Origin of the sequence: Streptomyces sp. QH1-20, assembly GCF_041283565.1 — a bacterium.
GTDB classification, from domain to species: domain Bacteria; phylum Actinomycetota; class Actinomycetes; order Streptomycetales; family Streptomycetaceae; genus Streptomyces; species Streptomyces syringius.
The window spans coordinates 6,663,752-6,690,565 of record NZ_CP166299.1 but is presented as its reverse complement, the minus strand read 5'-3'; the positions used below and the strand labels follow the sequence as shown (position 1 = coordinate 6,690,565).

Genomic DNA, 26,814 nt, shown 5'->3' with positions numbered 1-26,814 from the left:
ATGGCGCTTGTGGGGTGAGGAGCCGCCACGTACGTTCGGCCCACCGGACATGGGTTGTGTGGGACGTCCGGTCCACCGTGTCACGACATGTCATGACGTGCCTCGACGCGAAAGGGACGGGCCATGGCGCCGCTTCCTCCGGCACAGCCCCCGCGCACCCTCAGACGCACCGCTGTACGGCGGGTCACCGCCGCCGTGCTCGCGGGCACCGTACTCGCCCTCCTCCCCCAGCCACCGGCCACGGCGCTGGAGAGCCCCGCCACAGACCCCGCCGCCGTGGCCCGTACCGGTTTCGAGGAGCGCGTGCTGTTCAAGGCCGCGCAGGACCCGGGCTACGCCTGCTATCGCATTCCCGCGCTCGTCACCACCGTGCGCGGCACGCTTCTCGCCTTCGCCGAGGGCCGCAGGCACAACTGCGGGGACGCCACCGACATCGACGTCGTCCTCAAGCGTTCCACCGACGGCGGCCGCACCTGGGGCCCGCTGCGTGTCGTCGACGCCGGGCACGGCGACACGCACGGCAACCCGGCGCCCGTCGTCGACCGGCGCACCGGCCGGATCGTGCTGGCCACCACGTACAACAAGGGCCGCCCGGACGCCGGGAACTGCGATACGCCCTGCGAGCGCACCCCCCATCTCCAGTACAGCGACGACGACGGTCTGACCTGGTCGCGGCCGCGCGACCTGAGCGCGACGCTCCGGCCGCGCGGCTGGAACTCCTGGTACGCGACCGGGCCGGGCCACGGCATCCAGCTCACGCGCGGGCGGCACCGGGGCCGGCTGATCGTCGGGATCAACGCCGAGAGCCATGACGGCACCCGGCCCACCGCGAACCACGCGGCGCTCGCCTACAGCGACGACTCCGGTGCGCACTGGCGGCTCGGCGCGGTGGACACCCACCGGATCCGCCCCGACGGCACGTACCGGCAGAAGCCGTCCGAGCTGACCCTCGCGGAGCGGACCGAGTCCGACGACCGCTCAGGATCCGGCTCCGGCGGCACCGTGTACGTGGGCGGGCGGGAGCAGGACGGCACGGATCTCGGCAACCGCGACCACGCCGTCAGCCGTGACGGGGGCGGGCACTTCGCCGCGCCCTTCCGGGCCGTTCCCGACCTGTACACCCCCATGGTCCAGGGGACCGTCCTGCCGCTGCCGTCCGGCCGCTGGCTGCTCTCCGCGCCCGCCGACCCCGACCGCCGCCGCACGATGACCATCCGCTCCTCGTACGACCAGGGCCGCACCTGGGAAGGCGTCGACCGCGGCCGGGCGGTGACCGCCGACTGGTCCGGCTACTCCGACATGACGGTCGTCGGCCGGGCCACCACCGGGCTGCTCTACGAGGCCGGCAGGGCCGACGCCCGCGACGAGATGCGCTTCGCCCGCTTCACCGAGGACTGGCTCGGCCCGCGCCGCGGCCCCGGTCCCACGACCCCGGACCACGCCCCGGGCGCGCGGGGGGCCTACGTGCTGGGCGGGGCCCGGCCGGTCGGCGGCCGGTTCGGCGGGGCGCTCGCCTTCGACGGCGTGGACGACGCGGTGCGCCTCCCCCACCGTGCCTCCCTGCCGCTGGGCGACGGGGACTTCACGGCCTCGCTGTGGTTCCGCTCCACCGCCACCCGGGGCGAGCAGCCGCTGCTGTGGATGGGCGGGGTCGGCGGGGCCCCGCAGGTAGCGCTGCGCGGCGAGCCGGGCGCGCGGCGGATCACCGGGCAGATCACCGGCATCGTCGGCCGGGGCCCGTCGAGGACCGCCACGGTCCGGGCAACCGGCGCCTACCACGACGGGCAGTGGCACCACGCGGCGCTGCGCCGCGCGGACGGACTCCTCACGCTCACCGTCGACGGCGTCGAAACGTCCGTACCCGATGTACCGGGAACGGTCAGCCGCACATCGACCTTCGGGGTGCATCTGGGGCAGAAGCCGGACAGCCGGTCGCATCTGACCGGGGACCTGGACGAGGTACGGGTCTATCGGCGGGCGCTGTCGGACGACGAGCTGGGCGTGCCGGAGAGGACGGACGCGGCGACCGGCGACGCGGTTCTGCGGCTGCCGCTGGACTTCGCATAGTTCTTCGCCAATACCGCGCAGACCATCAGCTGCATCTGGTGGAAGAGCATCAGCGGCAGGACCGCGAGGCTCGCGTGGGCGCCGAAGAGGACGCCCGCCATCGGGAGCCCGGCGGCGAGGCTCTTCTTCGAGCCGCAGAAGACGATCGCTGTCCGGTCCTCGCGGCCGAAGCCGAGCCACCGCGAGCCGTGGCCGGTGAGGGTGAGCATCACGGCCAGCAGCACGGCCTCCACCCCGACGAGCGCGAGCAGCCGCAGAGGTGTCACCTGGTGCCACACCCCCCTCACCATCCCCTGGCTGAACGCCGCGTAGACGACGAGGAGGATCGACCCCCGGTCGACGTAGCCCAGCGCCCTGCCGTGGCGGGCGAGGAAGCCGCCGACCCGGCGTCGCAGCAGTTGCCCCGCCAGGAACGGCAGGAGCAGCTGACCCACGATCGACACCAGTGAGCGCGGCGAGAAGCCGCCGCTGCCGCCCAGCAGCAGGGCCGCCAGCAGCGGGGTGAGGACGATGCCCACGATGCTGGAGAACGAGCCCGCGCAGACCGCGGCCGCCACATTGCCGCGCGCGAGGGAGGTGAAGGCGATCGAGGACTGGATGGTGGAGGGCACCAGGCACAGGAAGAGCAGTCCGGTCTGCAGTTCCGGCGTCAGGACGTACGGCACGAGGCCCCGGGAGGCGAGGCCGAGCAGCGGGAAGAGCACGAACGTGGCGGTGAGGACCGTCAGGTGCAGTCGCCAGTGCCGCATGCCGTCCATCGCCTCGCGGGTGGAGAGCCGGGCCCCGTAGAGGAAGAACAGCAGGGCGACCGCGCCCGTGGACGCGCCGTCGGCGACGCCCGCGGCCGCGCCCCGGGCGGGCAGCAGCGCGGCGAGCGCGACCGTGCCGAGCAGGGCCGCGAGGTACGGGTCCACGGGGAGACGGGAGAGGAAGGTGGGGCGTCGCATGACCTCCACCCTGCCCCCGGCGTGGCTCATCGGGAACCCCGTTCACCGCACTGACTGTTATCACGGTCGGCGATAGCCTCGGGCCATGTTCGATCCGACGCAGTTGCGCACCTTCCTCACCGTCGCCCAGACGCTGAGCTTCACCCAGGCCGCCCACCGCCTCGGTCTGCGGCAGTCGACGGTCAGTCAGCAGGTGCGCCGACTGGAGGACGCGGCGGGCCGGCAGTTGTTCGTCCGTGACACGCACAGCGTGCGGCTGACGGAGGACGGCGAGGCGATGCTCGGCTTCGCGGGGACGATCCTGGAGGCGAACGAGCGGGCCGCGAGCTGGTTCGCGGGGACCCGGCTGCGCGGGCGGCTGCGGTTCGGGGCGTCGGAGGACTTCGTGTCGACGCGGCTGCCGGAGATCCTGGAGGGCTTCCGCCGCGAGCATCCCGAGGTCGATCTGGAGCTGACGGTGGAGTTGTCCGGCACGCTGCACGAGCATCTCGCGGCCGGGCGGCTCGACCTGGTGCTCGCCAAGCGTCGTCCGGACGGACCGCGGGGGCGGCTGGTGTGGCGGGACAAGCTGGTGTGGATCGGCGCCGAGCGACTGCGCCTGGACGCCGGTCGGCCGCTGCCGCTGGTGGTCTACCCGCCGCCCGCGGTGACCCGGGCGCGGGCCCTGGAGGCGCTGGAGCGTGACGGCCGCGCCTGGCGGGTGACGTGTACGAGCGGCAGCCTCAACGGCCTGGTCGCGGCGGCCCGCGCCGGGCTGGGGGTGATGGCGCACGCGCGGGGCATGATCCCGCCGGGACTGGTGCGGATCCCGGCCCGGGCGGGGCTGCCGGAGCTGGGCGCCGTCGACATGGTGCTGCTGCACGGCACCGCGCGGGGCGGCGCGGCGCGGGGTCCCGCGGAGGCGCTCGCGGAGGCGATCCTCGCGGGCGGCGACCGGCTGCACGGCCCGGACGGTTTCGCCCCGGGCCCGGGGCTCACCCCGGGCCCGGACGGTTTCGCCCCGGGCCCGGGGTGAGCCGGCCCCAGGGTTCCCGATGCCTGGTCCAGGCCTGCCACCGGGTGTGGTCCAGGCCTGTTGTGCGCAGAAGGAGTGCCGGTGCGCCCGGCGCGGAGATTCCGTGCGGATCCGGCCGGGCGCCGGGCATCAAGCGGTAGGAAAGGGGTTCGGGCCGGTTCCCGACCGGGTACGGTCACGGCGCTGTGCGGAGCGTCACAAGGAGCGAGTAGTTGCGCGAGTTCACCGTCCCACCGCTGGCGACGGCGCCCCACGTCGGAGGACTGGCGGACGTCGTGTTCTCCCACGCCGAGGAGGACCCGGAGCGGGTCGCCCTCGGCCGCAAGGCGGCGGACGGCCGGTGGCAGGACGTGACCGCGGCCGCGTTCCGCGACGAGGTCATGGCGCTGGCGAAGGGGCTGCTCGCGCGGGGGGTCCGGTTCGGTGACCGGGTGGCCATCATGTCCCGCACGCGGTACGAGTGGACGCTCTTCGACTTCGCGCTGTGGACGATCGGCGCCCAGCCCGTTCCGCTGTACGCCTCCTCCTCCGCCGAGCAGGTCTTCTGGATGCTGCACGACGCGGGCGTCACCGCGTGTGTCGTCGAGCACGAGGACCACGCGATGACCGTCGGCTCGGTCGTCGACCGGCTTCCGCACCTCACCCGGCTGTGGCAGTTGGACGCGGGGGCCGTCGAGGAGCTCGGCGCGGCCGGGGAGCGGGTCGACGACGAGGTGGTGCACCGGCACCGCATGGCGCTCACCCCCACCACACCGGCGACGGTCATCTACACCTCGGGCACCACCGGGCGGCCGAAGGGCTGTGTCCTGACCCACGCCAACTTCATGGCCGAGTCCGACAACATCGTCCGGCGCTACGAGCGGGTCTTCCACTCCCGGCCGGGCGACGAGGCGGCCACACTGCTGTTCCTTCCGCTCGCCCATGTCTTCGGGCGGATGGTGCAGGTCGCGGCGGTGCGCGGCCGGGTCAAGCTGGGCCACCAGCCGCAGGCGACGGCCGCCGCGCTGCTGCCCGATCTGCGCGCCTTCCGTCCGACGTTCGTCCTCGCCGTCCCCTACGTCTTCGAGAACGTCTTCGCCGCCGCCCGGCGGGCCGCGGAGAACGACGGCAAGGCCGGGCCGTTCGACAAGGCCGTCGATGTGGCGGTGCGGTACGCGGAGGCGCTGGAGCACAAGGCGTTCGGCACCGGGCCGGGGCCGTCCGCCGGGCTGCGGGTACAGCACCAGCTCTACGACCGGCTCGTCTACGCCAAGGTGCGCGACGCGCTGGGCGGCAGGGTGCGGCACGCCATGTCGGGCGGCTCGGCGATGGAGCGGCGGCTGGGGCTGTTCTTCGCGGGCGCGGGGATCACGGTCTTCGAGGGGTACGGGCTGACCGAGACGACCGGGGCCGCGACCGCCAATCCGCCCGAGCGGACCCGGTTCGGGACCGTGGGGCAGCCCGTGCCGGGGACGACCGTGCACATCGCGGAGGACGGGGAGATCTGGCTGCGCGGCGGTCAGGTCTTCAGCGGCTATCTGAGCGACCGGAAGGCCACCGACGCCGTGCTGCGCGGCGGCTGGCTCGCCACCGGTGACGTCGGCGAGCTGGACGCGGACGGCTATCTGACGATCACCGGGCGGAAGAAGGAGATCCTGGTGACGTCCAGCGGGCGGAGCGTGTCGCCGCTGCCGCTGGAGGAGCGGGTGCGGTCGCATCCGCTGGTCGACCGGTGCGTGGTCGTCGGCAACGACCGCCCCTATCTCGCCGCTCTCGTCACCCTCGATCCGGACGCGGTGGCGCACTGGCTGGCCATCCGCGGGAAGCCGGCGCCGCCGCCGGGCGACCTGGTGCGGGACCCGGAGCTGGAGGCCGAGGTCCGGCGGGCGGTGGTGGCCGCCAACACCCTCGTCTCGCAGTCCGAGTCCATCCGTACGTTCCGGATACTGGGCGCCCGGTTCACCGAGGAGCGCGGGCTGCTGACCCCGTCGCTGAAGCTGAAGCGGAAGGCCATCGAGAAGGCCTACGCACGGGAGGTGGAGGCGCTGTACCGCGGCTGAGAAGCGGGGGAAACGAGATGGGTGTAATGGGAATGCGATCGGGGCAGGTGCCGGTTGACCATGAGGTAAGCACCCCCTGACGTAAGGATCGACTGCTCGTGAGCAAGGTCCCTTCCATCACCCTCAACAACGGCGTCGAGATGCCCCAGCTGGGCTTCGGCGTGTGGCAGGTCCCGGACGACGAGGCCACCGCCGCCGTCTCCGAGGCCCTGGCCGCCGGATACCGCAGCATCGACACCGCCGCGATCTACGAGAACGAGGTGGGTACGGGAAAGGCTCTCGCCGCCTCGGGCATCGCACGTGACGAGCTGTTCGTCACGACCAAGCTGTGGAACAGCGCGTCCGAGACATGGACGCGAGAGAGCGTTCTGCGCGAGTTCGACGCCTCCCTGGCGAAGCTCGGCCTGGACTACGTGGACCTGTACCTCATCCACTGGCCGCGGGCCGTGCGCGACGACTACCTGACGATCGTCCGCACCTTCGCGGAGATCGCCGAGAGCGGGCGCGCGAAGGCCGTCGGCGTCTCGAACTTCCAGCCCGCGCACCTCGAGCGGGTGATCGCCGAGACGTCCGTCGTCCCCGCGGTCAACCAGATCGAGCTGCACCCCAACTTCCAGCAGGCCGAGCTGCGCGCCCTGCACGCCCGGCACGGCATCGCCACCGAGGCCTGGTCGCCGCTCGGCCAGGGCAAGGACCTCCTGGCCGACCCGGTCATCGGCCGGATCGCCGCCAAGCACGGCAGGACGGCCGCGCAGGTCGTGCTGCGCTGGCACCTCCGGATCGGCAACGTGGCCATTCCGAAGTCGGTGACGCCGTCCCGCATCCGGGAGAACATCGACGTCTTCGGCTTCGAGCTGGACGACGAGGACCTCACCGCGATCGCCGGACTCGACAACGGCACGCGCCTCGGCCCGGACCCGGACGAGTTCGACTTCAGCTGACCCGCCCGGCCCACGAGGGTCGTAACGGGCCCGCGCGCCCTGCCCGCCGGCAGGGCGCGCGGCGCTCACAATCGGGGGATGGACGTATCCATCGCCCTGTTCACCTCGGACCTGCGGCTGCGCGACCACCCCGTGCTCGCCGGCGCGCTGCGTGCGGCACGCACGGTGGTGCCGTTGTTCGTCGTCGACTCACAAGTGGCGGCGGCGGGCTTCGCCGTACCCAACCGGGCCGCGTTCCTGGCGGACTGCCTCGCCGATCTGGACGAGGCGCTGCGCGAACGCGGCGGCCGGCTGGTGGTCCGCCGGGGCGACGCGGTCGAGGAGACCTGCCGGGTGGCCGCGGAGACGGGCGCCGGGGAGGTCCATGTCGCGGGGGGTGTCAGCGGCTTCGCGCTGCGCCGCGAGGAGCGGCTGCGGGCGGCGCTGGCGGCGGACGGGCGCGGGCTGCGGGTGCACGACGCGGTGGTCACGGCGGTGCCCCCGGGTGCGGTGCTGCCGACGGGCCGGGACCACTACGCGGTGTTCACCCCGTACTTCCGGCGCTGGTCGGCCGAGGCGCCACGGCCCGTGATCGCCGCGCCGCGCGCGGTCCCGGTGCCGGCCGAGGTGCGCTCGGAGCCCCTGCCCGAGGCCGCGTCCCTGGCCCGGGGCGAGCCGTCCCCGGCGCTGCCGGAGGGCGGCGAGCGGGCGGGCCGCCGTCGGCTCACCGCGTGGCTGCGCACGGGTCTGACGGGCTACGCCGACCGGCACGACGACCTGCCCGGGGACGCGACCTCCCGGCTCTCCCCGTATCTGCATTTCGGCTGTCTGTCACCGGTGGAGCTGGTCACCCGGGCCCGGCAGACGGCCGGCGCGGGCGCCGAGGCGTTCGTACGCCAGCTGGCCTGGCGGGACTTCCACCACCAGCTCCTCGCGGCCCGCCCCGACGCGGCCCGGCGCGACTACCGCCCCCGGCACGACCGCTGGCGCCAGGACACCGAGGAGCTGGCCGCGTGGCGGGAGGGCCGTACGGGGTACCCGGTGGTCGACGCGGCGATGCGGCAGCTCGCGCACGAGGGCTGGATGCACAACCGGGCCCGGCTGCTGTCGGCGAGCTTCCTCACCAAGACGCTGTACCTCGACTGGCGGGCCGGCGCCCGGCACTTCCTGGACCTGCTGGTGGACGGGGACGTCGCGAACAACCAGCTGAACTGGCAGTGGGTGGCGGGCACCGGCAGCGACACCCGCCCCAACCGGGTCCTCAACCCCCTGGCCCAGGCGAAACGCTTCGATGCGACCGGGGAGTACGTGCGCCGCTGGGTGCCGGAACTGGCGGACCTGCGGGCCCCGTCGATCCACCACCCCTGGCGCCTGCGCCCCGCGGAACGAGCCCGCTACGCCTACCCCGAGCCGATCGTCGACCTCGACGAAGCCCTGGCCCGCTTTCGCGCGGCACGCGGCATCGACTGAGCGCGCCACGTGGCCCCTCCGGGCTGTCATTGCCGGACGGGCTCGGAAAGCCCGTCCGGCGATTGCGGACACCGCCGCGCAGCGGAGGTGCGACCCGACACGGCCGGCAGCCGAAGAGGCCCAAACGCACCGACCCCGCGTCAGCGGGCCCCGTGGCCCGGGGCCACCGCCTCGACGCGGCGGGCGAGTTCGACATCGAGGCCGGTGACCTTGCCGCCCGCGCTGTGCGTGTTCACCGTCAGGGACACCGTGTTGTAACCGAGCGTCAGATCGGAGTGGTGGCCCAGCTCCTCCTGGATCTGGGCGACGTGCACGACCATCGCCGCCGCCGCGAAGTGCCCCTCGAAGGAGTACGTACGGCTGATTCGATCGCCGTCGGTGGTCCAGCCGGGCAGTTCCTGGAGGCGGTCCTCGACGTCCTTCTGCGAGAGCGGTTCGACTGCCATGGGCGCATCCCCTTCATCGCGAGTACCGGTGGTCCAAGCGTCCCACGGCGCGGGGGCGCTTTCGCGTCAATGTGCCAGGGGGCGCACGGCGAGTCGACTGCACCCTTCCGGGGACAAGGTGGCGCTTCTATGCTCCTGCGCCGGACGGGACATGTTACCGGCGGTAGGGGTCGCGGTATGGGCGGTACGGGCAGCACACGCAGAGGCTTCATCGGCGGGGCGGCGGCCGTCGCCGCGAGCGTCGGTCCGGCCGCGCTCGGCAGCCGCGCGGTGGCCGCCACCCGGCGCGGGCCGGTGCGCGGGGCGGGCGGGCGGAGCGTCGCCGTGCTGGGCGGGGGCGTGGCCGGGCTGACGGCCGCGCACGAACTCGCCGAGCGCGGCTTCCAGGTGACGGTGTACGAGAAGAAGGCACCGGGCGGCAAGGCGCGCAGCATGGATGTGCCGGGCAGTGCGAAGGGCGGCCGCAAGCCGCTGCCCGGGGAGCACGGCTTCCGGTTCTTTCCCGGCTTCTACCAGAACCTCCCCGACACCATGCGGCGCATTCCCTTCCCCGGCAACGCGAACGGCTGTCACGACAATCTCGTGGCCTCCAGCGAGGTGATGCTGGCCCGGATCGGCCACGAGGACATCCGGCTGCCGTTCGGCATCGTCGGCACCCCTCCCCCGCTGCTCACCCCGGACGCCCTGCGCCGCGCGCTGACCGGTTTCTTCGACGCCTTCGGGAACATCCCGCCGCAGGAGGTCCTGTACTTCGTCGGCCGGCTGCTGGTCTGGTTCACCAGCTGCGAGCGGCGGCGGGTCGGCGCCTGGGAGAAGGTGCCGTGGTGGGAGTTCATCCGGGCCGCGCGGATGTCGCCCAACTACCAGCGGCTGCTGGCCATCGGCATCACCCGCAACATCGTGGCGACGAAGGCGGAGGTGGCCAGCACCAAGACCGTCTCGACGTGCATCGAGGCGTTCCTCTTCAACGCGCTGGGGCGCGGCGCGGACGGCCAGCCGGACCGGGTCCTCGACGCGCCGACCAATGAGGCGTGGATCGACCCGTGGGTGGCACATCTGCGGTCGCTGGGCGTGACCTTCCGCGTCGGCTGGTCGGTCCGGGACCTGCGCATCGGGGGCGGCCGGATCACCGAGGCCGTCGTCCAGGACCCGTCCGGTGCCCGGCAGTCGGTGACCGCCGACCACTTCGTGTCGGCGATGCCGGTCGAGCACGCCCGCACGACGTGGAACGCGGCGGTGCGGGCCGCCGACCCGAAGCTGGCGCGCTGCGACCGGCTGCAGACGGACTGGATGACGGGCATTCAGTTCTATCTGACCGAGCCGACGCCCGTCGTCCACGGTCACGTCAACCACATCGACTCCCCATGGTCGATCACCTCCGTGGGGCAGGCGCAGTACTGGTCCGGACGGGACTTCGGGGCCGACTACGGCGACGGCGCGGCCGTGGACTGTCTGTCGGTGGACGTATCCGAGTGGGACAAGCCCGGCATCCTCTACGGCAAGACGGGCAAGCAGTGCACCCGGGAGGAGGTCGCGCGCGAGGTGTGGGCGCAGATGAAGGCGGGGCTCAACGACACGGGCCGCACGGTCCTGCGCGATGCCACGCTCCACTCGTGGTTCCTCGACCCGGCGGTGGAGATCGGCGGCCCCCGGCCGACCAACGACGAGCAGCTCCTCATCCACCCCACCGGCACCTGGTACAACCGCCCGGACGCCCGGACGGCGATCCCCAATCTCTTCCTGTGCGGCGACTACGTGGCCACCGACATCGACCTGGCGACCATGGAGGGCGCCAACGCCGCGGCCCGTGCCGCCGTCAACGCCCTGCTGGAGGAGGCGGGTTCGAAGGCCGAGCGGTGTTCGATCACGCCGCTGTACCGGGCGCCGGAGCTGGAGCTCCTCAAGGCACAGGACGACGTGCGCTACCGGCTGGGGCTGCGCAACGCCCTCGACCTGGGGTAGCCGCCGGCGGGCGGCGGCCACCGGTTACGGTCGGGCCATGACGACTGTCGCAGAGACCACGGGGGTGGGCGCGCTGCTGCGCGAGTGGCGGGACCGGCGGCGGATCAGCCAGCTGGACCTGGCGCTGCGCGCGGGCTCCTCGGCGCGCCACATCAGCTTCATAGAGACGGGCCGTGCCCGGCCGAGCCAGGAGATGGTGCTGCGCCTCGCGGACCATCTGGAGGTGCCCGTCCGGGAGCGGAACGCCCTGCTGATCGCCGCCGGTTACGCCCCGTACTACGCCGAACGGTCCCTGGACGACCCGGCGCTCGCGGGGCTGCGGGAGGGGATGGAACGGCTGCTGCGCTCGTACGAGCCGTTCCCGGCGCTGGTGGTGGACGGCACCTATCAGGTGGTGGCCGCCAACCGTGGTATCGCGATGCTGCTGGAGGGTGTCGCGGAGCCGCTGCTGGCCCCGCCGCTGAACGCCATGCGGATCACCATGCACCCGGGCGGCCTGGCGCCCCGCATCCGCAATTACCGCGAGTGGCGCGGCCATCTGCTGCATCAGATGGAACGACAGCTGGCCCTGATGCGGTCGGCGCCGCTGCGCGCCCTCTACGACGAGGTCAGCGGGTATCCGCTGCCGGAGGACGGCACCGAGCGCGCGGTGTCCGGGGAGGGTGGCGGGGTGCCGTTCGCGCTGCCGATGGTGATCGAGCACGACGGCCGGGTGCTGTCGTTCATCTCGACGATCGCGACGTTCAACACCCCCATGGACGTGACCGTCTCCGAGCTGGCGATGGAGACGTTCCTGCCGGCCGACCGGGAGACGGCCGCGCACCTTCAGGAGCTGCACGGGCGACTGCCGTAGACGACGCCGGCCGCCCCCGTCTGCGCGGGGGCGGCCGGCGTCGTCGGTCAGCAGGTCAGGTGTTCAGCAGGCGCAGACCGGCCTCGGGGTAGCGGCCGCCGGACACCTCGGTGGCGGGCAGTGCCTCCTCCAGGGCGCGCAACTGGTCCGCGGTGAGGGCCAGATCGGCGGCCTTGGCATTCTCCTCCAGGTAGCTGACGCGCCGGGTGCCGGGGATCGGGGCGATGTGCTCGCCGCGGGAGAGCAGCCAGGCCAGGGCCAGCTGGACGGGGGTGCAGCCGATCCCGGTGGCGAGGGCGCGGACCCGCTCGACCAGGGCCAGGTTGCGGGTGAGGTTCTCGCCCTGGAAGCGGGGGTCGGTGGTGCGGCGGTAGTCGTCCTCGTCCAGTTGGTCGAGCGAGGTGAGGGCCCCCGTGAGGAAGCCCCGGCCGACCGGCGAGTACGGGACGAGGCCGATGCCCAGCTCGGTGGCCGTGGGCGCGATGTCGTCCTCGAGGTCCCGCTCCCACAGCGAGTACTCGCTCTGCAGGGCCGCGATGGGGTGGACGGCGTGGGCGCGGCGCAGGGTGTCGGCGTTCACCTCGGAGAGCCCGAGGTGACGGACCTTGCCCGCGGCGACGAGTTCGGCCATGGCGCCGATGGTCTCCTCGATGGGGACCTCGGGGTTGCGGCGGTGCATGTAGTACAGGTCGATGTGGTCGACGCCGAGGCGGGCGAGCGAGGCGTCGCAGGCTTCCCGGACGTACTCGGGGCGGGAGTCGATGGTCGCCCCGCCGGAGGTGCCCCCGGGCCCGACTCCCCGGATGCCGAACTTGGTGGCGAGGACGGCCTCGTCGCGGCGGCCCTTGAGGGCCCGGCCGACCAGCTCCTCGTTGTGGCCGTTGCCGTAGGCGTCGGCGGTGTCGAGGAAGTTCACGCCGATGTCGAGGGCGTGGTGGATGGTGGCGACGGAGGCCGCCTCGTCGCTCGCGCCGTAGTAGACCGACATTCCCATGCAGCCGAGGCCGATCGCGGAGACCTGCAGGCCGGAGGCGCCGAGGGTGCGCTGGTACATGATTCGTTAGTCCTTGTCGATGCTGGTTCGGTGCGTGTTGGGGGGCGCCGGGGGCGGCGGGTGTCAGGCGTTCTCGGTGGCGCGGGTTCCGCGGCCGGCGAGGACCAGGGTGAGCAGGGCGCAGGCGGCCAGGGCAGCGCCGATGGCGGTGACGGCGCGGGGGCCGGCGGAGGAGTCGACGATCAGGCCGCCGACGAGGGAACCGACGGCGATGGCGCCGTTGAAGGCCGCCACGTAGAGGGACGACGCGGCGTCGGACTCCTCCTTGGCCAGCTCCAGCACCCAGGTCTGGAGGCCGACCGGCAGGGCGGCGAAGGCGAGGCCCCACACGATGAGCAGGGTGACCGCCGCGGCCTTGTTGTCACCGAAGGCCCACAGCAGGACGAGGGAGGCGGTCATCACGGCGAGTGCGCCGAGCAGGGTGGCCCGCACCGAGCGGCCGACGACGGCGCCGGCGATGAAGTTCCCGATGAATCCGGCGAGGCCGAAGACGAGCAGCAGGACGCCGACCATGCCCTCGCTGATGCCGGTGATGTCCTCCAGGTAGGGGGCGATGTAGGTGAAGGCGAGGAAGTGGCCGATCATGACGAGCGCGGTGACGGCGACGGCGGTGCGCAGTCGGGCGTTGCGGAGCACGCGGGGCAGCGCGGCGAGGCTGCCGCTGCCCTGGGCGGGCAGGCCCGGCAGCAGGAACAGCACGGCGACCAGGACGACGAAGCCGACGGCTGCGACGGCTGCGAACGCGGTGTGCCAGCCGGAGTTCTGGCCGATCATCGTGCCCAGCGGGACGCCGAGCACCGAGGCGAGGGAGATACCGCCGAGGACGATGGCGGTGGCCCGGACGGCGTGCCGCTCGGGGACGAGCCGGACGGCGATGGCGGCGGCGATGGACCAGAAGACACCGTGGGCGAGGGCGACCACGATACGGGCGACGAGCAGCATGGCGTAGCTGGAGGCGACGGTGGCCAGCAGGTTGCCGATGACGTAGGCGACGAGCAGTGCGGCCAGCAGCCACTTGCGGTCGACGCGTCCGCACAGGGTGGTCAGCGGTGCCGCGGTGATGGCGGCGACGGCGGCGAAGCCGGTGACGAGGAAGCCCGCGGTGCCGACGGAGACGTCGACGCCGGCGCCGATGGACGGCAGCAGGCCGATGGGCAGGGTCTCGGTGGTGACGAAGGAGAAGGTGCCGAGCGCCAGGGCGAAGACCGCCAGCCAGGCGCGCAGCGGCGAGTAGCCGGCGGGGTCGGTGGCGACGGGCGCCCCGCGCTTGACGCCCGAGTCCGTTTCCGGTGCGTGCGTGAGGGTGGTCTGAGTCATGACTGGTGGTCTCCCATGGACGGGACGGGGGTGGAGGCGACGGCCGCGGGGCGCGAGGCCCAGCCGTGCGGGCAGGGGGTGGTGTCCGGGGCGTCGAGCCCCATCGACCAGCAGGCGACGGCGCAGCCGGGGACCGCGCAGAGGTCGGCGGTCGCGGGGGCGGGCCGGCGGCGGGCGTACACCGGGTATCCGGGGTAGCCGTGGTCGAAGTGTTCTGGAGTGAGAAGGGCCGGGGCGAGCGGGGCCGGGGCGGTCGCGAGTGCGGTCATCGGGCCACGCTCCCGACGAGCTCCCGCGCGGCGTGCCGCGTGTGGCGGCAGGGCGGTTCGCTGTCCCAGCGGAGCAGGGCCGTGCCGACGCCCATGCCGCCGCCGAAGCCGGCGAGGAGCATCAGGTCGCCGTCCGCCAGGGCCCCGGCGCGGCGGGCGTGGTCGAGGGCGAGCGGTATGGAGGCGGCACCGGTGTTGGCGTGCAGGTCGACGGGCAGGTGGGCGTGGGCGTTGGGCAGCCCGAGCCGGGGGATGACCTCGCCGACCATGACGCCGTTGGCCTGGTGCGGGATGAAGTGCTTGATGTGGGCGGGGTCGACGCCGTGGGCGTCGAGTACGCCCTGGACGGCGAGCGGCAGCCGTTCGTTGACGAAGTCGCGGACCTCCCGGCCCCGCATCTTGAAGAAGTGCTGCCCGTCGGCGAGGGTGCCGGCCGAGGCGGGGTGGCGGCTGCCGCCCGCCTGCACACCGATCAGGCCGTGCAGGCTGCCGTCGGTGCTGGTGCCCGTGCCGAGGATGCCGTGGCCGGGGCGGGCCGGGCCGAGGACGACGGCTCCGGCGCCGTCGCCGAAGAGCACCGCGGTGCGGCGGTCGGTGTGGTCGAGGATGCGGGAGTAGACGTCCGCGCCGATGACGAGCGCGTATTTGGCCGTGGTCCGCTCGCCGACGCCGGCCAGCAGCTGGGCGCCGGTCTGGAGCGCGAAGACGAAGCCCGCGCAGACGGCGTTGATGTCGAAGGCCGCGGCCTGGGTGGCGCCGAGCCGGTCCTGCACCAGGCAGGCGGTGGCGGGCTGGGGGTGGTCGGGGGTGGACGTCGCCACGATCACCCAGGCGATGTCCCGCTCGGTGATGCCGGCGTCGTCCATCGCGGCCCGGGCCGCGGCGTAGGCCAGGTCGGAGGTGGCTTCGTGGGGCGCGGCGTGGCGTCTTTCGTGGATGCCGGTCTTCTGGACGATCCAGTCCGCGGTGACGCCGGCCCGGTCGGCCACCACGGAGTTGGGCACGATCTCGGCGGGGAGGTACGAGCCGGTGCCGATGATTCCGGTGGCGGTGGTGGCGGGTGAGTAGACGGTCATCGCTGTGGCTCCAGGGGGGTGAAGAAGTACTGGTGGCTCATGCGGGCCCGGTCGTCGAGGTGGGCGTGGAGGACCGGGTCGTCGCCGACCGCGACGGGGTGGCCGACGGAGTCGAGCATCGGCAGGTCGGACGGGTGGTCGCCGTACGCGTAGCAGTCGCGCGGGTCGATGTCCGGCCTGGTGGCGAGCAGGTCCCGGACGGCGTCCGCCTTGTGCGCGCCGATCATCGGCGTCCCGATCCGGCCCGTGTAGCGGCCCCGCTCGACGAGGGGGCGGGTGCACAGCACATGGGCGGCGCCGACCGCCCGGGCGATGGGGTCGAGGCACGCGGGGAACGACCCTGAGACCAGGACGATTTCGGCGCCCGCCGCGCGGTGGTCCGCCAGCTCCCGGCGGGTCTCCTCGATGAAGAGCCCGGCCGTGTCCCGTTCGGTGTACCAGCGTTCGCCCAGGGCGGCGATGGTGGCCGCCGAGTCGCCCTCGTAGGCCGCGTAGTAGGCGCGGTTGATGTCCTCGCGGGCGGCGCCCTCGCGGGCCGCCCGCTGGAACCCCTCGTGGAGCCGTCCGTAGTCGACGACACCGTCGGCGCCGTACCGGATGGTCAGTTGGTACCGCAAGAAGTCGAACATGCTCTTGCAGTTGATGAGGGTCTCGTCCACGTCGGCGAAGACGAGGTAGGGACGAGAGGCCATGGGGCTCTCCTTCCGGATGGCGGTGAACGGCGGTGCCGGCTGCGGGTGGGGTGGTGGTCGGGCGGCGGGTCAGGCGGGCTGTCCGGCGGCCGTCCGGTAGACGTCGCGGACGGCGTTGAGGCCGTTGACCGCGGTCGGGACGCCCGCGTACACGGCCATCTGGAGGACCGTCTCGATGGCTTCCTCCTCGGTGCCGCCGGCGGCGAGCAGGGCGCGCAGGTGCGTCTCCAGCCGCGGTCGCAGGGGGGTGCCCAGTGCGGTGCAGGCGGCGATGGAGACGATCTCCCGGGTGCGGGCGTCGAGGCCGCCGTGTGCGGAGATGTCGCCGAGGGCGAACTCGATGAGGCAGCGGGCGAGGTCGGCGACCGGGCCCTGGGCGTCGGCGGACTCCGTGGTGAGGCCGTCGAGGGCCTTCAGCAGGTGCAGACCGCGCTCGTAGCGGTCGTCGGTCGCGGCGGGTCCGGTGGGCTCGTCGCCGGCCTGCCCGGGTTCGGCGGCGAAGACGGCGGCGACGACCTTCAGGGCGTCGACGGTCGCGGGGAGACCGGCGTAGGGGCAGAGGTGCAGGACCGTCTCGACGATGTCCTGCCGGGTGCAGCCGACGTTGCGCGCCCCCCGTACGTGGAAGGAGAGCTGCGGGGCGGCGTTGCCCAGGGTCGTCAGCGCGGCGACGGTGACGAGCTGACGGGTGGGCGTCTCCAGGCCGGGCCGGGAGCAGATGTCGCCGAAGGCGTAGCCGACGATGATCTCGCCGAAGCCGGGGGCCACGTCGCTGAATCCGTCGAGGACTCCGGGCCGTTCGGCGCGCTCGATGCGGCGGATCGTCTCCAGGCCGCGTGCCATGCGGTCGTCTGCGGCGGGTCCTGAGGAGTTCGTGGACATGACCGTCAACTTTCGGTGTCGGAGTTCGGGGGGCGGGACGAGTTGGGGGGGCGGGGGGGGGCGGGGGCCGGGCGCGTCGCCCGGCCCCGTGGCCCCGTTCGCACCAGGGGTCAGCCGGTGCGCCGGCTGAGCTTGGCGAATTCCGGGTTCGACCCCAGGACGCCGCCCTCGGACCAGCGTTCGCGCGGGATCTCCCGGACATAGACCGTGATCTTGTCGAGGGGGGCGCCGGTGATCCGGTGCACGGTCGCCGTCAGCTCCTCCATCAGCTCGCGGCACTGCTCGTCGTTGTCGGTCGGCCAGGTCGTCACGGAGACGATGGGCATGGTGATTCCTCTTTCGGACTGCGGGTTCTCGGTAGGGCGGTGGTGCTCACGTGGCAGTGCTGCTCACGTGGCGGTGCTGATCACTTGGCGGTGGTGACGAATTCCATGAAGCTCGGTCCCTGGAGCTTCAGTTGGGCGTGGATGTCCCCGCCGAGGCCGAACCAGCCGATCGCGCCGCCGTAGTTCTGCTGGTAGCTCATCCACAGCACGATGACGTTGACGATGCGGTTGCCGCCGGTGCCGGGTGCCGGGAAGGGGTCCGGCAGTACGGCCCGGTAGCGGCCCTTGCCGTCCTGGTCGGTGACGAAGGCGTTGGGCACGCCCAGCGGGCCGGGCCGGGTGGGCCCGTCGGGGTCGAGGTCGTGCTCCCGCAGGGACATCACCGTGTAGAGGCTGTTGGGCAGCATGCCGGAGAAGTCGCAGGCGAACTCCGCGGCCGTGCCGCCGTCCACCAGCCGCACCTCCAGCTCCCCGCGGGCCTCCGCCCACTTGCCGAGGGTGACCGGCTCGGTGACCTTGGGGCCGTCCTGGGCCCGCAGGTCCGGCACGGCGACCTGGTGGAAGGGGTAGCTGGGGCGGGTGACCAGGTGCGCGTCCGGGCACTGCTCGGGGGCGAACACCATGGGGTAGTTGTTGCACGGCAGCGGGAGCGGCAGCGTGTGCAGCACGATCTCGTTGTCCGCCGGGCTGAACTGCGCGGGGTGGTCGGGGAGTTCCCGCACGATCTCGTACGGCTGGTGCTCGCCGAACTTCGGCAGCGGGCTGTCGGCGGAGACGATCGCCGATCCCCAGGTCTGGGAGACCCCGCCCGCGCCGTTGTCGCGATTGATACGGCCGATGACGATGAAGTCACCGTTTCCGTCCATCACTTCGCTGGGCGGGTAGGCCGGTCCCTGGGTGGTGAGACTCAGTTGGAAGGTGCGTGACTGGGTCACCGTCTTCTCCTTCTCGAAGGTTCCAGGAGAGGTGTCGGGCCGGCGGTCAGGAGACGCGGGCGTAGATCTCGGTGAAGAGACCGCGCTCGCCGCCCGCGATGTAGCGGTCGCCGGCCTGGCGGACGATCTCCTGGTAGCGGGGGGAGGTGAAGACCGCGTTGTACTCGGCGGGGTCGCAGCTGAAGCCGGAGACGAACATGACGCCGGGCTCGGTGCTCACCACGGAGTGGTAGGCGACGAACGCCTCGACCTCGTCGGAGGTGCGGACCACGTCGTAGATGGTCTCCTCGCGCCAGGCGCGGTAGGCGGTGTGGACGCCGGGCGGCACCTCGATGTGGCGCATCTGCACGTAGGGCGTCAGCGGCAGCGGGGTGTCGATGGGCTTGGGCGCGTCCACGAAGCCCAGCACCTGGCGGCGGAAGTCGCCCTCGGCCAGCGGGCCGACGGTGTCCCAGAGCTGCGCCCAGTCCTCACGCAGGGCGGGGAACTCCTCCCAGCCGGCGACCGGGGCGAGTTCGAGCAGGGTCGAGCCCTCCAGGCTGCGGAAGAGGGCGCGGCCGGTGAAGGACGAGGCGGCGTGGTGGGCCTTCCAGGCCTCGGCGGCGGCTTCGATCCGGTCGGGCTTGACGGACAGCTCGACGGCGGTGATCAGCGATGCGGACATGGTGGTGCTCCTCATGGTGAACAAAGGGGTGAACGAAAGGGAAAGGAAGGAAAGTCGAGGGGTGACACGCGGGGCCGGACGGGCGGCCGGGGCGGTCAGACGCCGCTGAGGGCCGCCATCGGGGACCGGAGCATGTGCTCGACGGCCTGGCGCGCCCGGCGGTCTTCCTTGGCTTCGATGAGCTCGGCGTCGAAGGCGGTGAACGTCACCTGCGTGAGGGAGGCCCGGCGGCCCGCCTGCTGGATGGAGATGTCGGCGCCGAAGGACAGCCTCGCCGGGTCCTGGGTCTGCGCCTTGGTGACGCGGTATTCGATGGTGGAGCAGAGTGGGAAGAGGAAGTTCTCGAAGTCCGTGTTCATGGACTCGATGACGTAGTAGTAGCGGCGCTGCGGCCATTGGGCCGCGTAATAGCGCTCGGTGACGGCCAGGAACATCTGCCGGGACGCCTCGACGGCCACCATGCCCTGGACGTGCTGCCCGGTCTGGTGGTCGAGCAGCAGCTCGTTGTCGTTGTGCAGCCGCAGCCCGGCACCGTAGAGCACGTCGCTGACCTGGTAGAGGTCCGCTATCAGCGCGTTGGCCACCACGCGTTTGTGCACCTCGCCCGCCCCGCTGAGGGTGGATGGCTGCAGTCTGATCTGCACCCGTTCCTGCAGGCCCTGGTGGCGCAGCTCCTCGACGATCATGACGACGTCCGACTCGGCCACGCCCTGGGCACTCTCGATCAGGACCGGGGCTCCCTGCGGGGCGTAGAAGCCGCCGCGGATGCGCTCGAGTAACTGGGAGACGGTGAAGACGTTCTCCTGCACGGCGAAACCGATGAAACGGTCCCCTACCAGAACGACGCTGTGAAGGGTCTGGCTCATGACGAACTCCTCGGTGGGTACCGCCCTGAGGCATGGCTGCGCCAAGGCGGTGACATGGAAGTGAGAGGTGCGCTAAGAGGTGCGAAAAGCGCGAAGAACGGCTACGGCGGCATGGCTCCGCGAAGGTCGCGGCACGCCCCCCGTGCTTCGTCGTGCGGTGTTTCCTCAGTGCTGCCGGCGGGTTGGCCGGGCCGATGTCGAAGACACTAGGACATGTCCGGGGGCCGCGCAACCATCCAGTTGGTTTTTCCTAACCATCTAGTTGGTTGCGGACAACTATACGGTTGGTTGGAGTTCCTCTAGAGTGGCCGCATGAGCAAGGAAACAACGCCCGACACACCTACTCGCCTCCTGGAAGCCGCCCGCGCGGAGTTCGCCCAGTACGGCATCTCCGGAGCCCGGGTGGACCGCATCGCCGAACAGGCGGCGGCCAACAAGCAACGCATCTACGCCTACTTCGGCAACAAGGACCAGCTCTTCGCCGCCGTGCTCGCCCAGGCCTACCGGGACCTGAGCGAGCAGGTGCCGGTGCCGACCACGAGGGAGGGAATCGAGGAGTACGTGGGCCACGTCTTCGACTACCACCGCCGCGACAACAGCCTCATCCGCCTGCTGGCCTGGGAGGGCCTGCACTACGGCAACAAGGAGATCCCCGGCGAGGCCGAGCGGGAGGCGTACTACACGCTCAAGAGCGAGATCCTGAGCGAAACGCTCGGGATCGGCTCCGCACGGAAGGCCGGGACTCTGCTGATGACCCTCATCGGCATCGCGTCCTGGCCCTTCGTCGTGGAGCAGCAGCGCCGGCTGATGACCGGACTGGCCCCGGACGACGACGAGGGCTGGGACAAGCTGCGCACGGTCCTGGTGGCCCACGGCCGCGCCGTGATCGCCACCTCCTCCCCCGCGGTCAGCCTGGATGCCCCCTGAAGATCCCGGCGACCCACACTGCGCACCACCTGGCGGCCCGGCGGGTACACGGCGTACCCGGCGGGTCGCCCCGAACTATTCTTGACTGATCGTTCTTGATTCCCCTAGGGTCATTCCCGTGGCCAGGACCAAGGAATTCGATCCGGACGCCGCCCTGCAGTCAGCCGTGGAGCTGTTCTGGCAGCGCGGCTACGAAGCGACGTCGATGGCGGACCTCGTAGCGCACCTCGGCATCGCCCGGGCGAGCCTGTACGCCACCTTCGGCAGCAAGCGCGAGCTCTACGCGAAGGCCATGGACCGTTACGCGGAGCAGCACAGCCCCCGCATCCTGGAGGAGCTGTCCCAGCCGGGGCCGGCGCTGCCCGCCGTGCGGGGACTGATCGAACGCTTCGCGGAGGAAGCCGCCCACGACGAGCTGCGGCGCGGCTGTTTCGTCACCAATACGGCCGTGGAGCTCGGGTCGCACGATCCGGACGCGGCCCGGCGGGTCGAGCAGAGCTGGCACAGCATGGAGGCCGCGCTGACGTCGGCGCTGATGCGGGCCAGGGCCCAGGGGGAGCTGCCCGCCGACCGGGACCCGGTCGCGCTCGCGCGGCTGCTGCTGGTCCTCATGCAGGGCATGCGGGTGGTCGGCAAGGTCGACGCCGGCACCGGCCTGCTGCGGGACGCCGCCGCCCAGGCGCTGTCACTGCTGGACTGAGCCCCCCCTCGAACACCGGCACACCTCAGCACACCCGAAGGCGCCATCCGCCCTCGGGGTTGCCTCGCCACACCCTGATTCGAGACCGATCGTTCTTCAATAGTGCTTCATTCACACAAGGAGTCGTCGTCATGACCGCACGTTTCACCGGGAAGACCGCCCTCGTCACCGGCGGCGGCACGGGAATCGGCCGGGCCATCGCCCTGGCCTTCGCCCGCGAGGGCGCCCGGGTCGTCGTCGCGGGCCGTCGGGCGGAGCCCCTGAAGGAGACCGTCTCCCTCATCGAGGCCGAGGGCGGCGAGGCCGCCGCGATCACCGCCGACGTGACCCGCTCCGAGGACGTCCAGGCCCTCGTGCGGCAGACCGTCGAGCGCTTCGGCGGCCTCGATGTGGCCGTGAACAACGTCGGGCTGTTCGTCCCGCCCGCCAAGCTCGCCGACATCCCCGAGGAGGACTGGCAGAGCATCATCGCCACCAACCTCACCGGCGTCTATCTGTCGATGAAGTACGAGATCGGCCACATGCGCGCCCACGGCGGCGGCGCCATCGTGAACATCTCGTCCAACCTCGGTGCCCATCTGCGCATGGAGAGCCTGGCCGCGTACGCGACCAGCAAGGCGGCCGTCTCGGCGCTGACCCGCAACGCCGCCCTGGACCACATCGGCGACGGGGTCCGGATCAACGCGGTCAGCCCCGGCCCCATCGAGACCCCGATGTCCTCCCGCCCGGGCGAGTCCGCGCAGGACAAGGCCGAGCGGATGAGCCGCGAGGTGCCCGCCGGCCGGGCGGGCACCCCCGAGGAGGTCGCCGCCGCCGTGCTCTACCTGGCCGGTGCGGAGGCCGGGTACACGGTCGGCGCCGAACTCGTCCTGGACGGCGGCATCACCGCGTAGTGCCGTTGCCGGCTGCGGCGGCGAGCGCCCTGCGGGCGCGTCCTCAAGCGCCGGACGGGCTCGATTGGGCGGCCACCACGGCCGGCTCCTCGGCGGTCGCGTCGGCGGTACCAGCCGCAGGCCGGCGGGCCACGATCCACACATAGACGAGGATGCCGACGAAGAGGAAGAGCACGCCCTGGTACACCGCGGCGTAGCCGGCGCCCGCGACCAGCCAGAAGGAGAAGGCGAACGCGCCGAGGGCGAGCACCATGTCCCGGGTGAAGCGGGCCGGGCTGATCTTCTCGCGCTGCCCGGTCAGCAGGAAGTACACCTGCGCGGCGGCGGACAGCAGATACGGGACCGTCGCGGAGAAGGTCGTGATCAGCACCAGGATCTCGAAGACCCCGGCCACGCCCGACGTGTAGTTGATGACGGTCAGCAGCGAGGCCAGGACCGCGGCGGCCAGCACGCCCGCCGTGGGCACTCCGCGCCGCTTCTTCGCGAACACGGCGGGGAACAGCCCGTCCTTGGCCGCCGCGTAGGGCGCCTGGGCGCTCATCAGCGTCCAGCCGTTGAGTGCGCCGACGATGGAGATCACGGCGCAGACCGCGATCACCGTGCCGCCCCACTCACCGCCGAACATCGCGTTGACCGCGTCGGAGAACGGGGCGGTGGAGTCGACGAGCTTGTCGTGCGGGACACTGCCGAAGACGGCGAGGGTGCCCAGCAGATAGACCACGGCGGCACCGATGGTGCCGAGGACGCTGGCGCGCCCCACATTGCGCTCCGGGTCCCGGACCTCGCCCGCGCTCATCGCGGCCGACTCGACGCCGACATAGCTGTAGAGCAGGATCGCGGCCGACGCGGTGAGCCCGCCGGTCCAGTTGCCGTCGCCCGCGTTGAAGGAGCCGAGGTTGTCGGGGTCGAAGAAGAACATCCCGATGACGGCGACGAACAGCAGCGGCACGAACTTCAGCACCGTGGAGATCATTTGGACCGCGCCCACCCAGCGGGTGCCGGCGAGGTTCGCCAGCGCGGGCAGCCAGATCATGGCCAGCGCCAGTGCCAGGTCCCCGGCCTTGGAGCCGTCGTCGCCGGTCAGCACATGGACGTAGCCGACGCCCGCGACCGCGAGGGCGGCGTTGCTGACCCAGGTCATCGTCCAGTACGACCAGGCGGAGAGGAACCCTGCGAAGTCGCCGAACGCCTCGCGGGCGTAGACGTAGGGGCCGCCGGTGCGGGGGAAGCGCTCGGTGAGCCGCCCGAAGACGAGGGCGAGCGCGATCGCGCCGACCGTGAGGACGCCGAAGGCGAGCAGGCTGACGGTCCCGAACGGGGCGACCGAGGCGGGGAGCAGGAAGATGCCGCCGCCGATGATGTTCCCCATGACCAGAGCTGTCGCTACGGGGAGGGACATCCGAAACGTGTGTGGCTTGGAAACTTGCAGGTCAGGGGCCGTTTCGGGCGTCAGGGGTCGCCTCGTGAGCATGGCGGGGTGGTGCCTCTCTTGGTGCCGATCGTCCGATGGGTGCCGGACGCCTGCATATGGTCCGTGACCTGCCCCCTTGGCTCAAGTCGCCGTGGATTCTCTCGCGCGACACCGCGCGGGCGCTAGATCATCCGCTCCACGGATGGTTCCGCACGGAGATTCGACGCCGGGCCTGGCCGACGTGTTTCGGAACACACCTGTAGTCAAAAAGGACCGAAGTCCCTAGCAAAGTGGGACCAAGGTCAGAAAGCTGGCAGGCATGTTCGAAGCACCACCTGTCCCGCAGCGCGTCATCTTGTCGGCGCGTCTGAGTCGCGACGGCGACAAGTCCACCTCCATCGAGCGGCAACTGAACGTCCTCCGGACGTGGGCTATCGACTGCCACCACCACGTCGTGGCGGAGGTGGAGGATGTGTCCGTTTCCGGTGGCCTGGCGCCCTGGAAGCGGCCGAAGCTCGGGAAGTGGCTCGCACCCGAGGCCATCGAGCAATGGGACTTGATAGCGGTCTCGACGCAGGACCGCATGTCCCGTAACGATCTTCAGTTCATGTCCTTCGTGCAGAAGATCATGGACTGGGGCAAGAACATCATCATCATTGATGACCCCTCCTTCGACATCCTCTCCCCTGAGGGTCGCATGATCGCCTACGCGAAGGCGACGATGGCCACCAAGGAGCTGGAGAGGATCACGAAGCGAATCCTGGACTCTCAGGCTTATCTCCGTGAGAAGGGCTTCTACGGGGGTGGCTGGCTGCCGGCCGGGTACATCCCCGTCCTGGATGTGAAGTCTGAGCACAAGACTCTCCAAGCCGAGGGATACTTCAGCCCGATCCTCCGCAACGTGGCGATGAACTTCCTCGGCACCCCCCGGTACTCCCTGTCCCTGGCAGTTCGGGAGCTGCGCGAGCAGGAGATTCCGTCCTGGTCCACCTACGTGCGTCAAAACCAGCTCGGCTCGGTTTCCATGCGGGCCGGCCAGGAATCGTCGGCATGGCACGTCTCACCGCTCAAGCGGATGTTGATGAGCCCGACCATGGCTGGCATCCAGATGTACAAGGGCAAGCCTGTGGAAGACCACGAGACGGGCGAGTACAAGCTGTTCACGGACGAGTCTCACCTGACCTACGGCGAGTGGTCGGCCGTCCTGGAGGTCTTGAAGGGCAACGAAAGGAAGCCGACGCGGCAGAGGTCCGGCGCTGCACTGCTGTCTACGGTCTCTGGCTGTGGGAACTGCCTCGGGCCGCAGTACCGGAACCGGGACACAGTTCATTCACGCGGCAAGGTCTACCGGTACGACCACTACAGGTGCCGGGGCAAGACGCAGCACTACGGCGAGAAGTGTGAGCACAAGTCGAAGATCGACTCTGAGTTCTTCGAAGAGTTCTTCACCGACACGATCAAGGACCGGTTCGCGGAGCACAAGGAGTACGAGAAGGTCACCGTCGCTGGCGAGGACCACGCGGCGGAGATTGCCGACGTGGACAAGCGCATCACGCGCCTGCGTCGCCAGTTCGAGGCCGGGGACTGGGACGACGAAGAGGATGCATACCGGGAGCGGCTGAAAACGCTCAAGACCCGAAGGAAGGTTCTGAGCGAGAAGCCTTCCATCCCGGCCAAGGTCGAGATTCGAGAGACCGGCCGCGGGTGGCTGGACGTCTGGAACGACATGGAGCAGGGCGAGCGACGTCAGTACCTCTTGGACAACCACGTCAAGATCCTGGTCTTCCATCCCGATCTGACGGGTCTGGAAGAAATGGGCATCGTGGTCCACCTCGGGGACCTGCAAGAGCTAGCGAAGACGGCCGGCGTCGCGGGTGCTGACACCGATGACTGGGTGACGGTCTCGTACAACGTCCCGCCACACTGGACCAAGCCTGCGTTGCTCGATGATCCAGAGATGGCCAAGGTCATCGAGTCCCAGTTCGGTTCGGTCAAGATCCCGGACTCGCTCTACAAGACGGGCATCCTGAAACGGCACGAGCCCGAAGAAGCGCCGGTCACATCTCAACTTGAGGCGATGAACTAACCCACAGCAAAGCCCCGACCAGCACCCGTGGGGGAACGGAAGATGCTGGTCGGGGCAGCCCCTCGGCGCCTTAGCGCAGGCCCACCGGGCAGCGGTGCTCTGGTCGCCAAAAATTCGGGCACGCGATCAGGTGGATAGCGAAGAACGTCGCCCCATTGTTCCCCCACCAACCGCCCACCACATCGCGCTCACCCTTGATCGTCTCCCGCGCACCGTCGAGCACTTCGGCGATCACTTGTGGGTCCTTAGCGTGGTCGCCGTCGAATCGCTCGGCGTGCTTTCTGATCTCTGTGCCGTACCAGTCCACAGCGGGGTCAGCATCATGGAAGGTCTCCACCACAAGCCGTGCATCCTTCAACAGCCAGTGGGCGGGCTCGTTCGGGACCACAGGCACGGTACGGAAGTCGAACTCCGGCCGCACCGTGGGGTCAGGGTTGGGCCCAGGATTGTACGGCCGCCGCTGGGGGTCCCTCCCGTACTCGGCCCCCGACCCAACCCATACATACGCATGATGATGAACTGACATTCCGACCCCTCAACCAGGAGGGGACGACCCCGAGTTGGGGCCGCCCCCGGACGTTCAGCGATGCGAGACTAGCGGGTTACTGTCGTCCGCACCCGTCACCGTCACCGCAGCCGCCAGAGTCGTTTCCACCCTGGCCGTCGCTGTCGTCGTCCTCGTCACCGCGGACGGTGACCTTGCGCTGGAGTGCTTCCTTGAGAGTCACGTCGGATCTCCTCAAGTCGTCGGCCGGGGGCACCTCCCCCGCACCGTCGTGCACTTGCTGAGCCCTCACCCGTACAAGGTGAAGGGGAGCCCGTCCCGGCCGCTCGTCCTGTCCAGGGTTTCCACCACCGGGACGGGCACTTGCCCCACCTCCGGAAAGCCCGACCGTCCAAAGCAGGGCACCACCGGAGGTGGGTGTCGAGCCCCGCTCCCCGTGAACGGACCTCATATCACGTGACGGGGAGCGGGTGCTTGAACCTGACCCCCGGC

26 protein-coding genes are annotated in these 26,814 nt (G+C 71.1%); 11 read left to right on the top strand and 15 right to left on the bottom strand.

The window, feature by feature from the left end:
• Positions 1–123: 123 nt before the first annotated feature.
• Positions 124–2,067, top strand: coding sequence for an exo-alpha-sialidase (locus tag AB8O64_RS30155; protein ID WP_370422582.1), 1,944 nt, complete (start codon positions 124–126; stop codon positions 2,065–2,067).
• Here AB8O64_RS30155 and AB8O64_RS30150 read toward each other — a convergent pair.
• A complete protein-coding gene (locus AB8O64_RS30150; RefSeq protein ID WP_370422580.1) occupies positions 1,968–3,014 on the bottom strand; it encodes a bile acid:sodium symporter family protein in 1,047 nt (348 codons plus the stop codon). The two genes, AB8O64_RS30155 and AB8O64_RS30150, sit on opposite strands and share 100 nt — an antisense overlap.
• A gap of 85 nt (positions 3,015–3,099) precedes the next feature.
• Here AB8O64_RS30150 and AB8O64_RS30145 point away from each other — a divergent pair, with 85 nt between their 5' ends.
• The 4 genes from AB8O64_RS30145 (at position 3,100) to AB8O64_RS30130 (ending at position 8,458) form a co-directional block, all read left to right on the top strand.
• Entirely contained in the window at positions 3,100–4,029 is a 930-nt protein-coding gene (locus AB8O64_RS30145) for a LysR family transcriptional regulator (RefSeq protein ID WP_370422579.1), read from the top strand.
• A 212-nt stretch (positions 4,030–4,241) separates the two neighbouring features.
• Positions 4,242–6,068, top strand: a complete 1,827-nt coding sequence (locus AB8O64_RS30140; protein WP_370422578.1) for a long-chain fatty acid--CoA ligase — start codon at positions 4,242–4,244, stop codon at positions 6,066–6,068.
• A 98-nt stretch (positions 6,069–6,166) separates the two neighbouring features.
• Positions 6,167–7,009: an aldo/keto reductase gene (locus tag AB8O64_RS30135; protein ID WP_370422577.1), complete on the top strand. Its 843-nt coding sequence runs from the start codon at positions 6,167–6,169 to the stop codon at positions 7,007–7,009.
• Between the two features lie 78 nt (positions 7,010–7,087).
• Positions 7,088–8,458, top strand: a complete 1,371-nt coding sequence (locus AB8O64_RS30130) for a deoxyribodipyrimidine photo-lyase (protein ID WP_370422576.1) — start codon at positions 7,088–7,090, stop codon at positions 8,456–8,458.
• Between the two features lie 140 nt (positions 8,459–8,598).
• On the opposite strand, the gene AB8O64_RS30125 is transcribed toward AB8O64_RS30130, so the two are convergent.
• A complete protein-coding gene (locus AB8O64_RS30125; protein WP_370422575.1) occupies positions 8,599–8,904 on the bottom strand; it encodes a 4a-hydroxytetrahydrobiopterin dehydratase in 306 nt (101 codons plus the stop codon).
• A 177-nt stretch (positions 8,905–9,081) separates the two neighbouring features.
• Between AB8O64_RS30125 and AB8O64_RS30120 the strand changes: the two genes are divergently transcribed.
• Positions 9,082–10,866 (top strand): FAD-dependent oxidoreductase, encoded by a 1,785-nt coding sequence (locus tag AB8O64_RS30120; protein WP_370422574.1) that lies wholly within the window; start codon positions 9,082–9,084, stop codon positions 10,864–10,866.
• 37 nt (positions 10,867–10,903) lie between these two features.
• Positions 10,904–11,719 (top strand): helix-turn-helix domain-containing protein, encoded by an 816-nt coding sequence (locus tag AB8O64_RS30115; protein ID WP_370422573.1) that lies wholly within the window; start codon positions 10,904–10,906, stop codon positions 11,717–11,719.
• 55 nt (positions 11,720–11,774) lie between these two features.
• On the opposite strand, the gene AB8O64_RS30110 is transcribed toward AB8O64_RS30115, so the two are convergent.
• The 10 genes from AB8O64_RS30110 to AB8O64_RS30065 form a co-directional block, all read right to left on the bottom strand.
• Positions 11,775–12,773, bottom strand: a complete 999-nt coding sequence (locus tag AB8O64_RS30110; protein ID WP_370422572.1) for an aldo/keto reductase — start codon at positions 12,771–12,773, stop codon at positions 11,775–11,777.
• A gap of 63 nt (positions 12,774–12,836) precedes the next feature.
• Positions 12,837–14,090 (bottom strand): MFS transporter, encoded by a 1,254-nt coding sequence (locus tag AB8O64_RS30105; protein WP_370422571.1) that lies wholly within the window; start codon positions 14,088–14,090, stop codon positions 12,837–12,839.
• Positions 14,087–14,359, bottom strand: a complete 273-nt coding sequence (locus AB8O64_RS30100) for a hypothetical protein (RefSeq protein WP_370422569.1) — start codon at positions 14,357–14,359, stop codon at positions 14,087–14,089. Before AB8O64_RS30100 ends, AB8O64_RS30105 begins: the two co-directional genes overlap by 4 nt.
• On the bottom strand, positions 14,356–15,435 hold the full coding sequence (locus tag AB8O64_RS30095) for a 3-oxoacyl-ACP synthase III family protein (RefSeq protein WP_370422568.1): 1,080 nt from the start codon (positions 15,433–15,435) through the stop codon (positions 14,356–14,358). Before AB8O64_RS30095 ends, AB8O64_RS30100 begins: the two co-directional genes overlap by 4 nt.
• Entirely contained in the window at positions 15,432–16,127 is a 696-nt protein-coding gene (locus AB8O64_RS30090) for an HAD family hydrolase (protein ID WP_370422567.1), read from the bottom strand. The genes AB8O64_RS30095 and AB8O64_RS30090 overlap by 4 nt, the downstream gene beginning before the upstream one ends.
• Before the next feature lie 69 nt (positions 16,128–16,196).
• Entirely contained in the window at positions 16,197–17,009 is an 813-nt protein-coding gene (locus tag AB8O64_RS30085) for a carboxymuconolactone decarboxylase family protein (RefSeq protein WP_370422566.1), read from the bottom strand.
• A gap of 110 nt (positions 17,010–17,119) precedes the next feature.
• The gene (locus AB8O64_RS30080) at positions 17,120–17,335 is read right to left on the bottom strand and encodes a tautomerase family protein (protein ID WP_356458169.1); all 216 of its coding nucleotides are present in this window, start codon (positions 17,333–17,335) and stop codon (positions 17,120–17,122) included.
• A gap of 80 nt (positions 17,336–17,415) precedes the next feature.
• Positions 17,416–18,270 (bottom strand): hypothetical protein, encoded by an 855-nt coding sequence (locus AB8O64_RS30075; protein ID WP_356458167.1) that lies wholly within the window; start codon positions 18,268–18,270, stop codon positions 17,416–17,418.
• A gap of 46 nt (positions 18,271–18,316) precedes the next feature.
• Positions 18,317–18,934 carry a hypothetical protein gene (locus tag AB8O64_RS30070; protein ID WP_370422564.1) on the bottom strand — a complete coding sequence of 206 codons (618 nt, stop codon included), beginning with the start codon at positions 18,932–18,934 and terminating at the stop codon, positions 18,317–18,319.
• 95 nt (positions 18,935–19,029) lie between these two features.
• On the bottom strand, positions 19,030–19,800 hold the full coding sequence (locus tag AB8O64_RS30065) for an AfsA-related hotdog domain-containing protein (protein ID WP_370422562.1): 771 nt from the start codon (positions 19,798–19,800) through the stop codon (positions 19,030–19,032).
• A 312-nt stretch (positions 19,801–20,112) separates the two neighbouring features.
• On the opposite strand from AB8O64_RS30065, the gene AB8O64_RS30060 reads away from it, so the two are divergent.
• From AB8O64_RS30060 to AB8O64_RS30050, 3 genes are all read left to right on the top strand, one after another.
• Entirely contained in the window at positions 20,113–20,727 is a 615-nt protein-coding gene (locus AB8O64_RS30060) for a TetR family transcriptional regulator (RefSeq protein ID WP_370422560.1), read from the top strand.
• A gap of 118 nt (positions 20,728–20,845) precedes the next feature.
• A complete protein-coding gene (locus AB8O64_RS30055) occupies positions 20,846–21,427 on the top strand; it encodes a TetR/AcrR family transcriptional regulator (RefSeq protein ID WP_370422559.1) in 582 nt (193 codons plus the stop codon).
• A 131-nt stretch (positions 21,428–21,558) separates the two neighbouring features.
• Positions 21,559–22,320 carry an SDR family NAD(P)-dependent oxidoreductase gene (locus AB8O64_RS30050; RefSeq protein WP_370422557.1) on the top strand — a complete coding sequence of 254 codons (762 nt, stop codon included), beginning with the start codon at positions 21,559–21,561 and terminating at the stop codon, positions 22,318–22,320.
• Between the two features lie 43 nt (positions 22,321–22,363).
• Here AB8O64_RS30050 and AB8O64_RS30045 read toward each other — a convergent pair whose 3' ends face one another.
• The gene (locus AB8O64_RS30045) at positions 22,364–23,719 is read right to left on the bottom strand and encodes an amino acid permease (protein WP_370422555.1); all 1,356 of its coding nucleotides are present in this window, start codon (positions 23,717–23,719) and stop codon (positions 22,364–22,366) included.
• A 331-nt stretch (positions 23,720–24,050) separates the two neighbouring features.
• Between AB8O64_RS30045 and AB8O64_RS30040 the strand changes: the two genes are divergently transcribed.
• Positions 24,051–25,817 (top strand): recombinase family protein, encoded by a 1,767-nt coding sequence (locus AB8O64_RS30040; protein ID WP_370422553.1) that lies wholly within the window; start codon positions 24,051–24,053, stop codon positions 25,815–25,817.
• A gap of 70 nt (positions 25,818–25,887) precedes the next feature.
• Here AB8O64_RS30040 and AB8O64_RS30035 read toward each other — a convergent pair whose 3' ends face one another.
• Entirely contained in the window at positions 25,888–26,157 is a 270-nt protein-coding gene (locus tag AB8O64_RS30035) for a hypothetical protein (protein ID WP_370422552.1), read from the bottom strand.
• Positions 26,158–26,419: 262 nt separating this feature from the next.
• Positions 26,420–26,545: a hypothetical protein gene (locus AB8O64_RS30030; RefSeq protein WP_370422551.1), complete on the bottom strand. Its 126-nt coding sequence runs from the start codon at positions 26,543–26,545 to the stop codon at positions 26,420–26,422.
• Positions 26,546–26,814 lie beyond the last annotated feature (269 nt).

Excerpts from the sequence above, each read along its gene's own strand:
- AB8O64_RS30110 (WP_370422572.1), bottom strand. The coding sequence starts at position 12,773 with ATGTACCAGCGCACCCTCGGCGCCTCCGGCCTGCAGGTCTCCGCGATC.
- AB8O64_RS30060 (WP_370422560.1), top strand. The coding sequence starts at position 20,113 with ATGAGCAAGGAAACAACGCCCGACACACCTACTCGCCTCCTGGAAGCC.
- AB8O64_RS30040 (WP_370422553.1), top strand. The coding sequence starts at position 24,051 with ATGTTCGAAGCACCACCTGTCCCGCAGCGCGTCATCTTGTCGGCGCGT.
- AB8O64_RS30080 (WP_356458169.1), bottom strand. The coding sequence starts at position 17,335 with ATGCCCATCGTCTCCGTGACGACCTGGCCGACCGACAACGACGAGCAG.
- AB8O64_RS30145 (WP_370422579.1), top strand. The coding sequence starts at position 3,100 with ATGTTCGATCCGACGCAGTTGCGCACCTTCCTCACCGTCGCCCAGACG.
- AB8O64_RS30050 (WP_370422557.1), top strand. The coding sequence starts at position 21,559 with ATGACCGCACGTTTCACCGGGAAGACCGCCCTCGTCACCGGCGGCGGC.
- AB8O64_RS30065 (WP_370422562.1), bottom strand. The coding sequence starts at position 19,800 with ATGAGCCAGACCCTTCACAGCGTCGTTCTGGTAGGGGACCGTTTCATC.
- AB8O64_RS30105 (WP_370422571.1), bottom strand. The coding sequence starts at position 14,090 with ATGACTCAGACCACCCTCACGCACGCACCGGAAACGGACTCGGGCGTC.
- AB8O64_RS30130 (WP_370422576.1), top strand. The coding sequence starts at position 7,088 with ATGGACGTATCCATCGCCCTGTTCACCTCGGACCTGCGGCTGCGCGAC.
- AB8O64_RS30115 (WP_370422573.1), top strand. The coding sequence starts at position 10,904 with ATGACGACTGTCGCAGAGACCACGGGGGTGGGCGCGCTGCTGCGCGAG.
- AB8O64_RS30155 (WP_370422582.1), top strand. The coding sequence starts at position 124 with ATGGCGCCGCTTCCTCCGGCACAGCCCCCGCGCACCCTCAGACGCACC.
- AB8O64_RS30095 (WP_370422568.1), bottom strand. The coding sequence starts at position 15,435 with ATGACCGTCTACTCACCCGCCACCACCGCCACCGGAATCATCGGCACC.
- AB8O64_RS30100 (WP_370422569.1), bottom strand. The coding sequence starts at position 14,359 with ATGACCGCACTCGCGACCGCCCCGGCCCCGCTCGCCCCGGCCCTTCTC.
- AB8O64_RS30125 (WP_370422575.1), bottom strand. The coding sequence starts at position 8,904 with ATGGCAGTCGAACCGCTCTCGCAGAAGGACGTCGAGGACCGCCTCCAG.
- AB8O64_RS30090 (WP_370422567.1), bottom strand. The coding sequence starts at position 16,127 with ATGGCCTCTCGTCCCTACCTCGTCTTCGCCGACGTGGACGAGACCCTC.
- AB8O64_RS30120 (WP_370422574.1), top strand. The coding sequence starts at position 9,082 with ATGGGCGGTACGGGCAGCACACGCAGAGGCTTCATCGGCGGGGCGGCG.
- AB8O64_RS30045 (WP_370422555.1), bottom strand. The coding sequence starts at position 23,719 with ATGTCCCTCCCCGTAGCGACAGCTCTGGTCATGGGGAACATCATCGGC.
- AB8O64_RS30085 (WP_370422566.1), bottom strand. The coding sequence starts at position 17,009 with ATGTCCACGAACTCCTCAGGACCCGCCGCAGACGACCGCATGGCACGC.
- AB8O64_RS30150 (WP_370422580.1), bottom strand. The coding sequence starts at position 3,014 with ATGCGACGCCCCACCTTCCTCTCCCGTCTCCCCGTGGACCCGTACCTC.
- AB8O64_RS30070 (WP_370422564.1), bottom strand. The coding sequence starts at position 18,934 with ATGTCCGCATCGCTGATCACCGCCGTCGAGCTGTCCGTCAAGCCCGAC.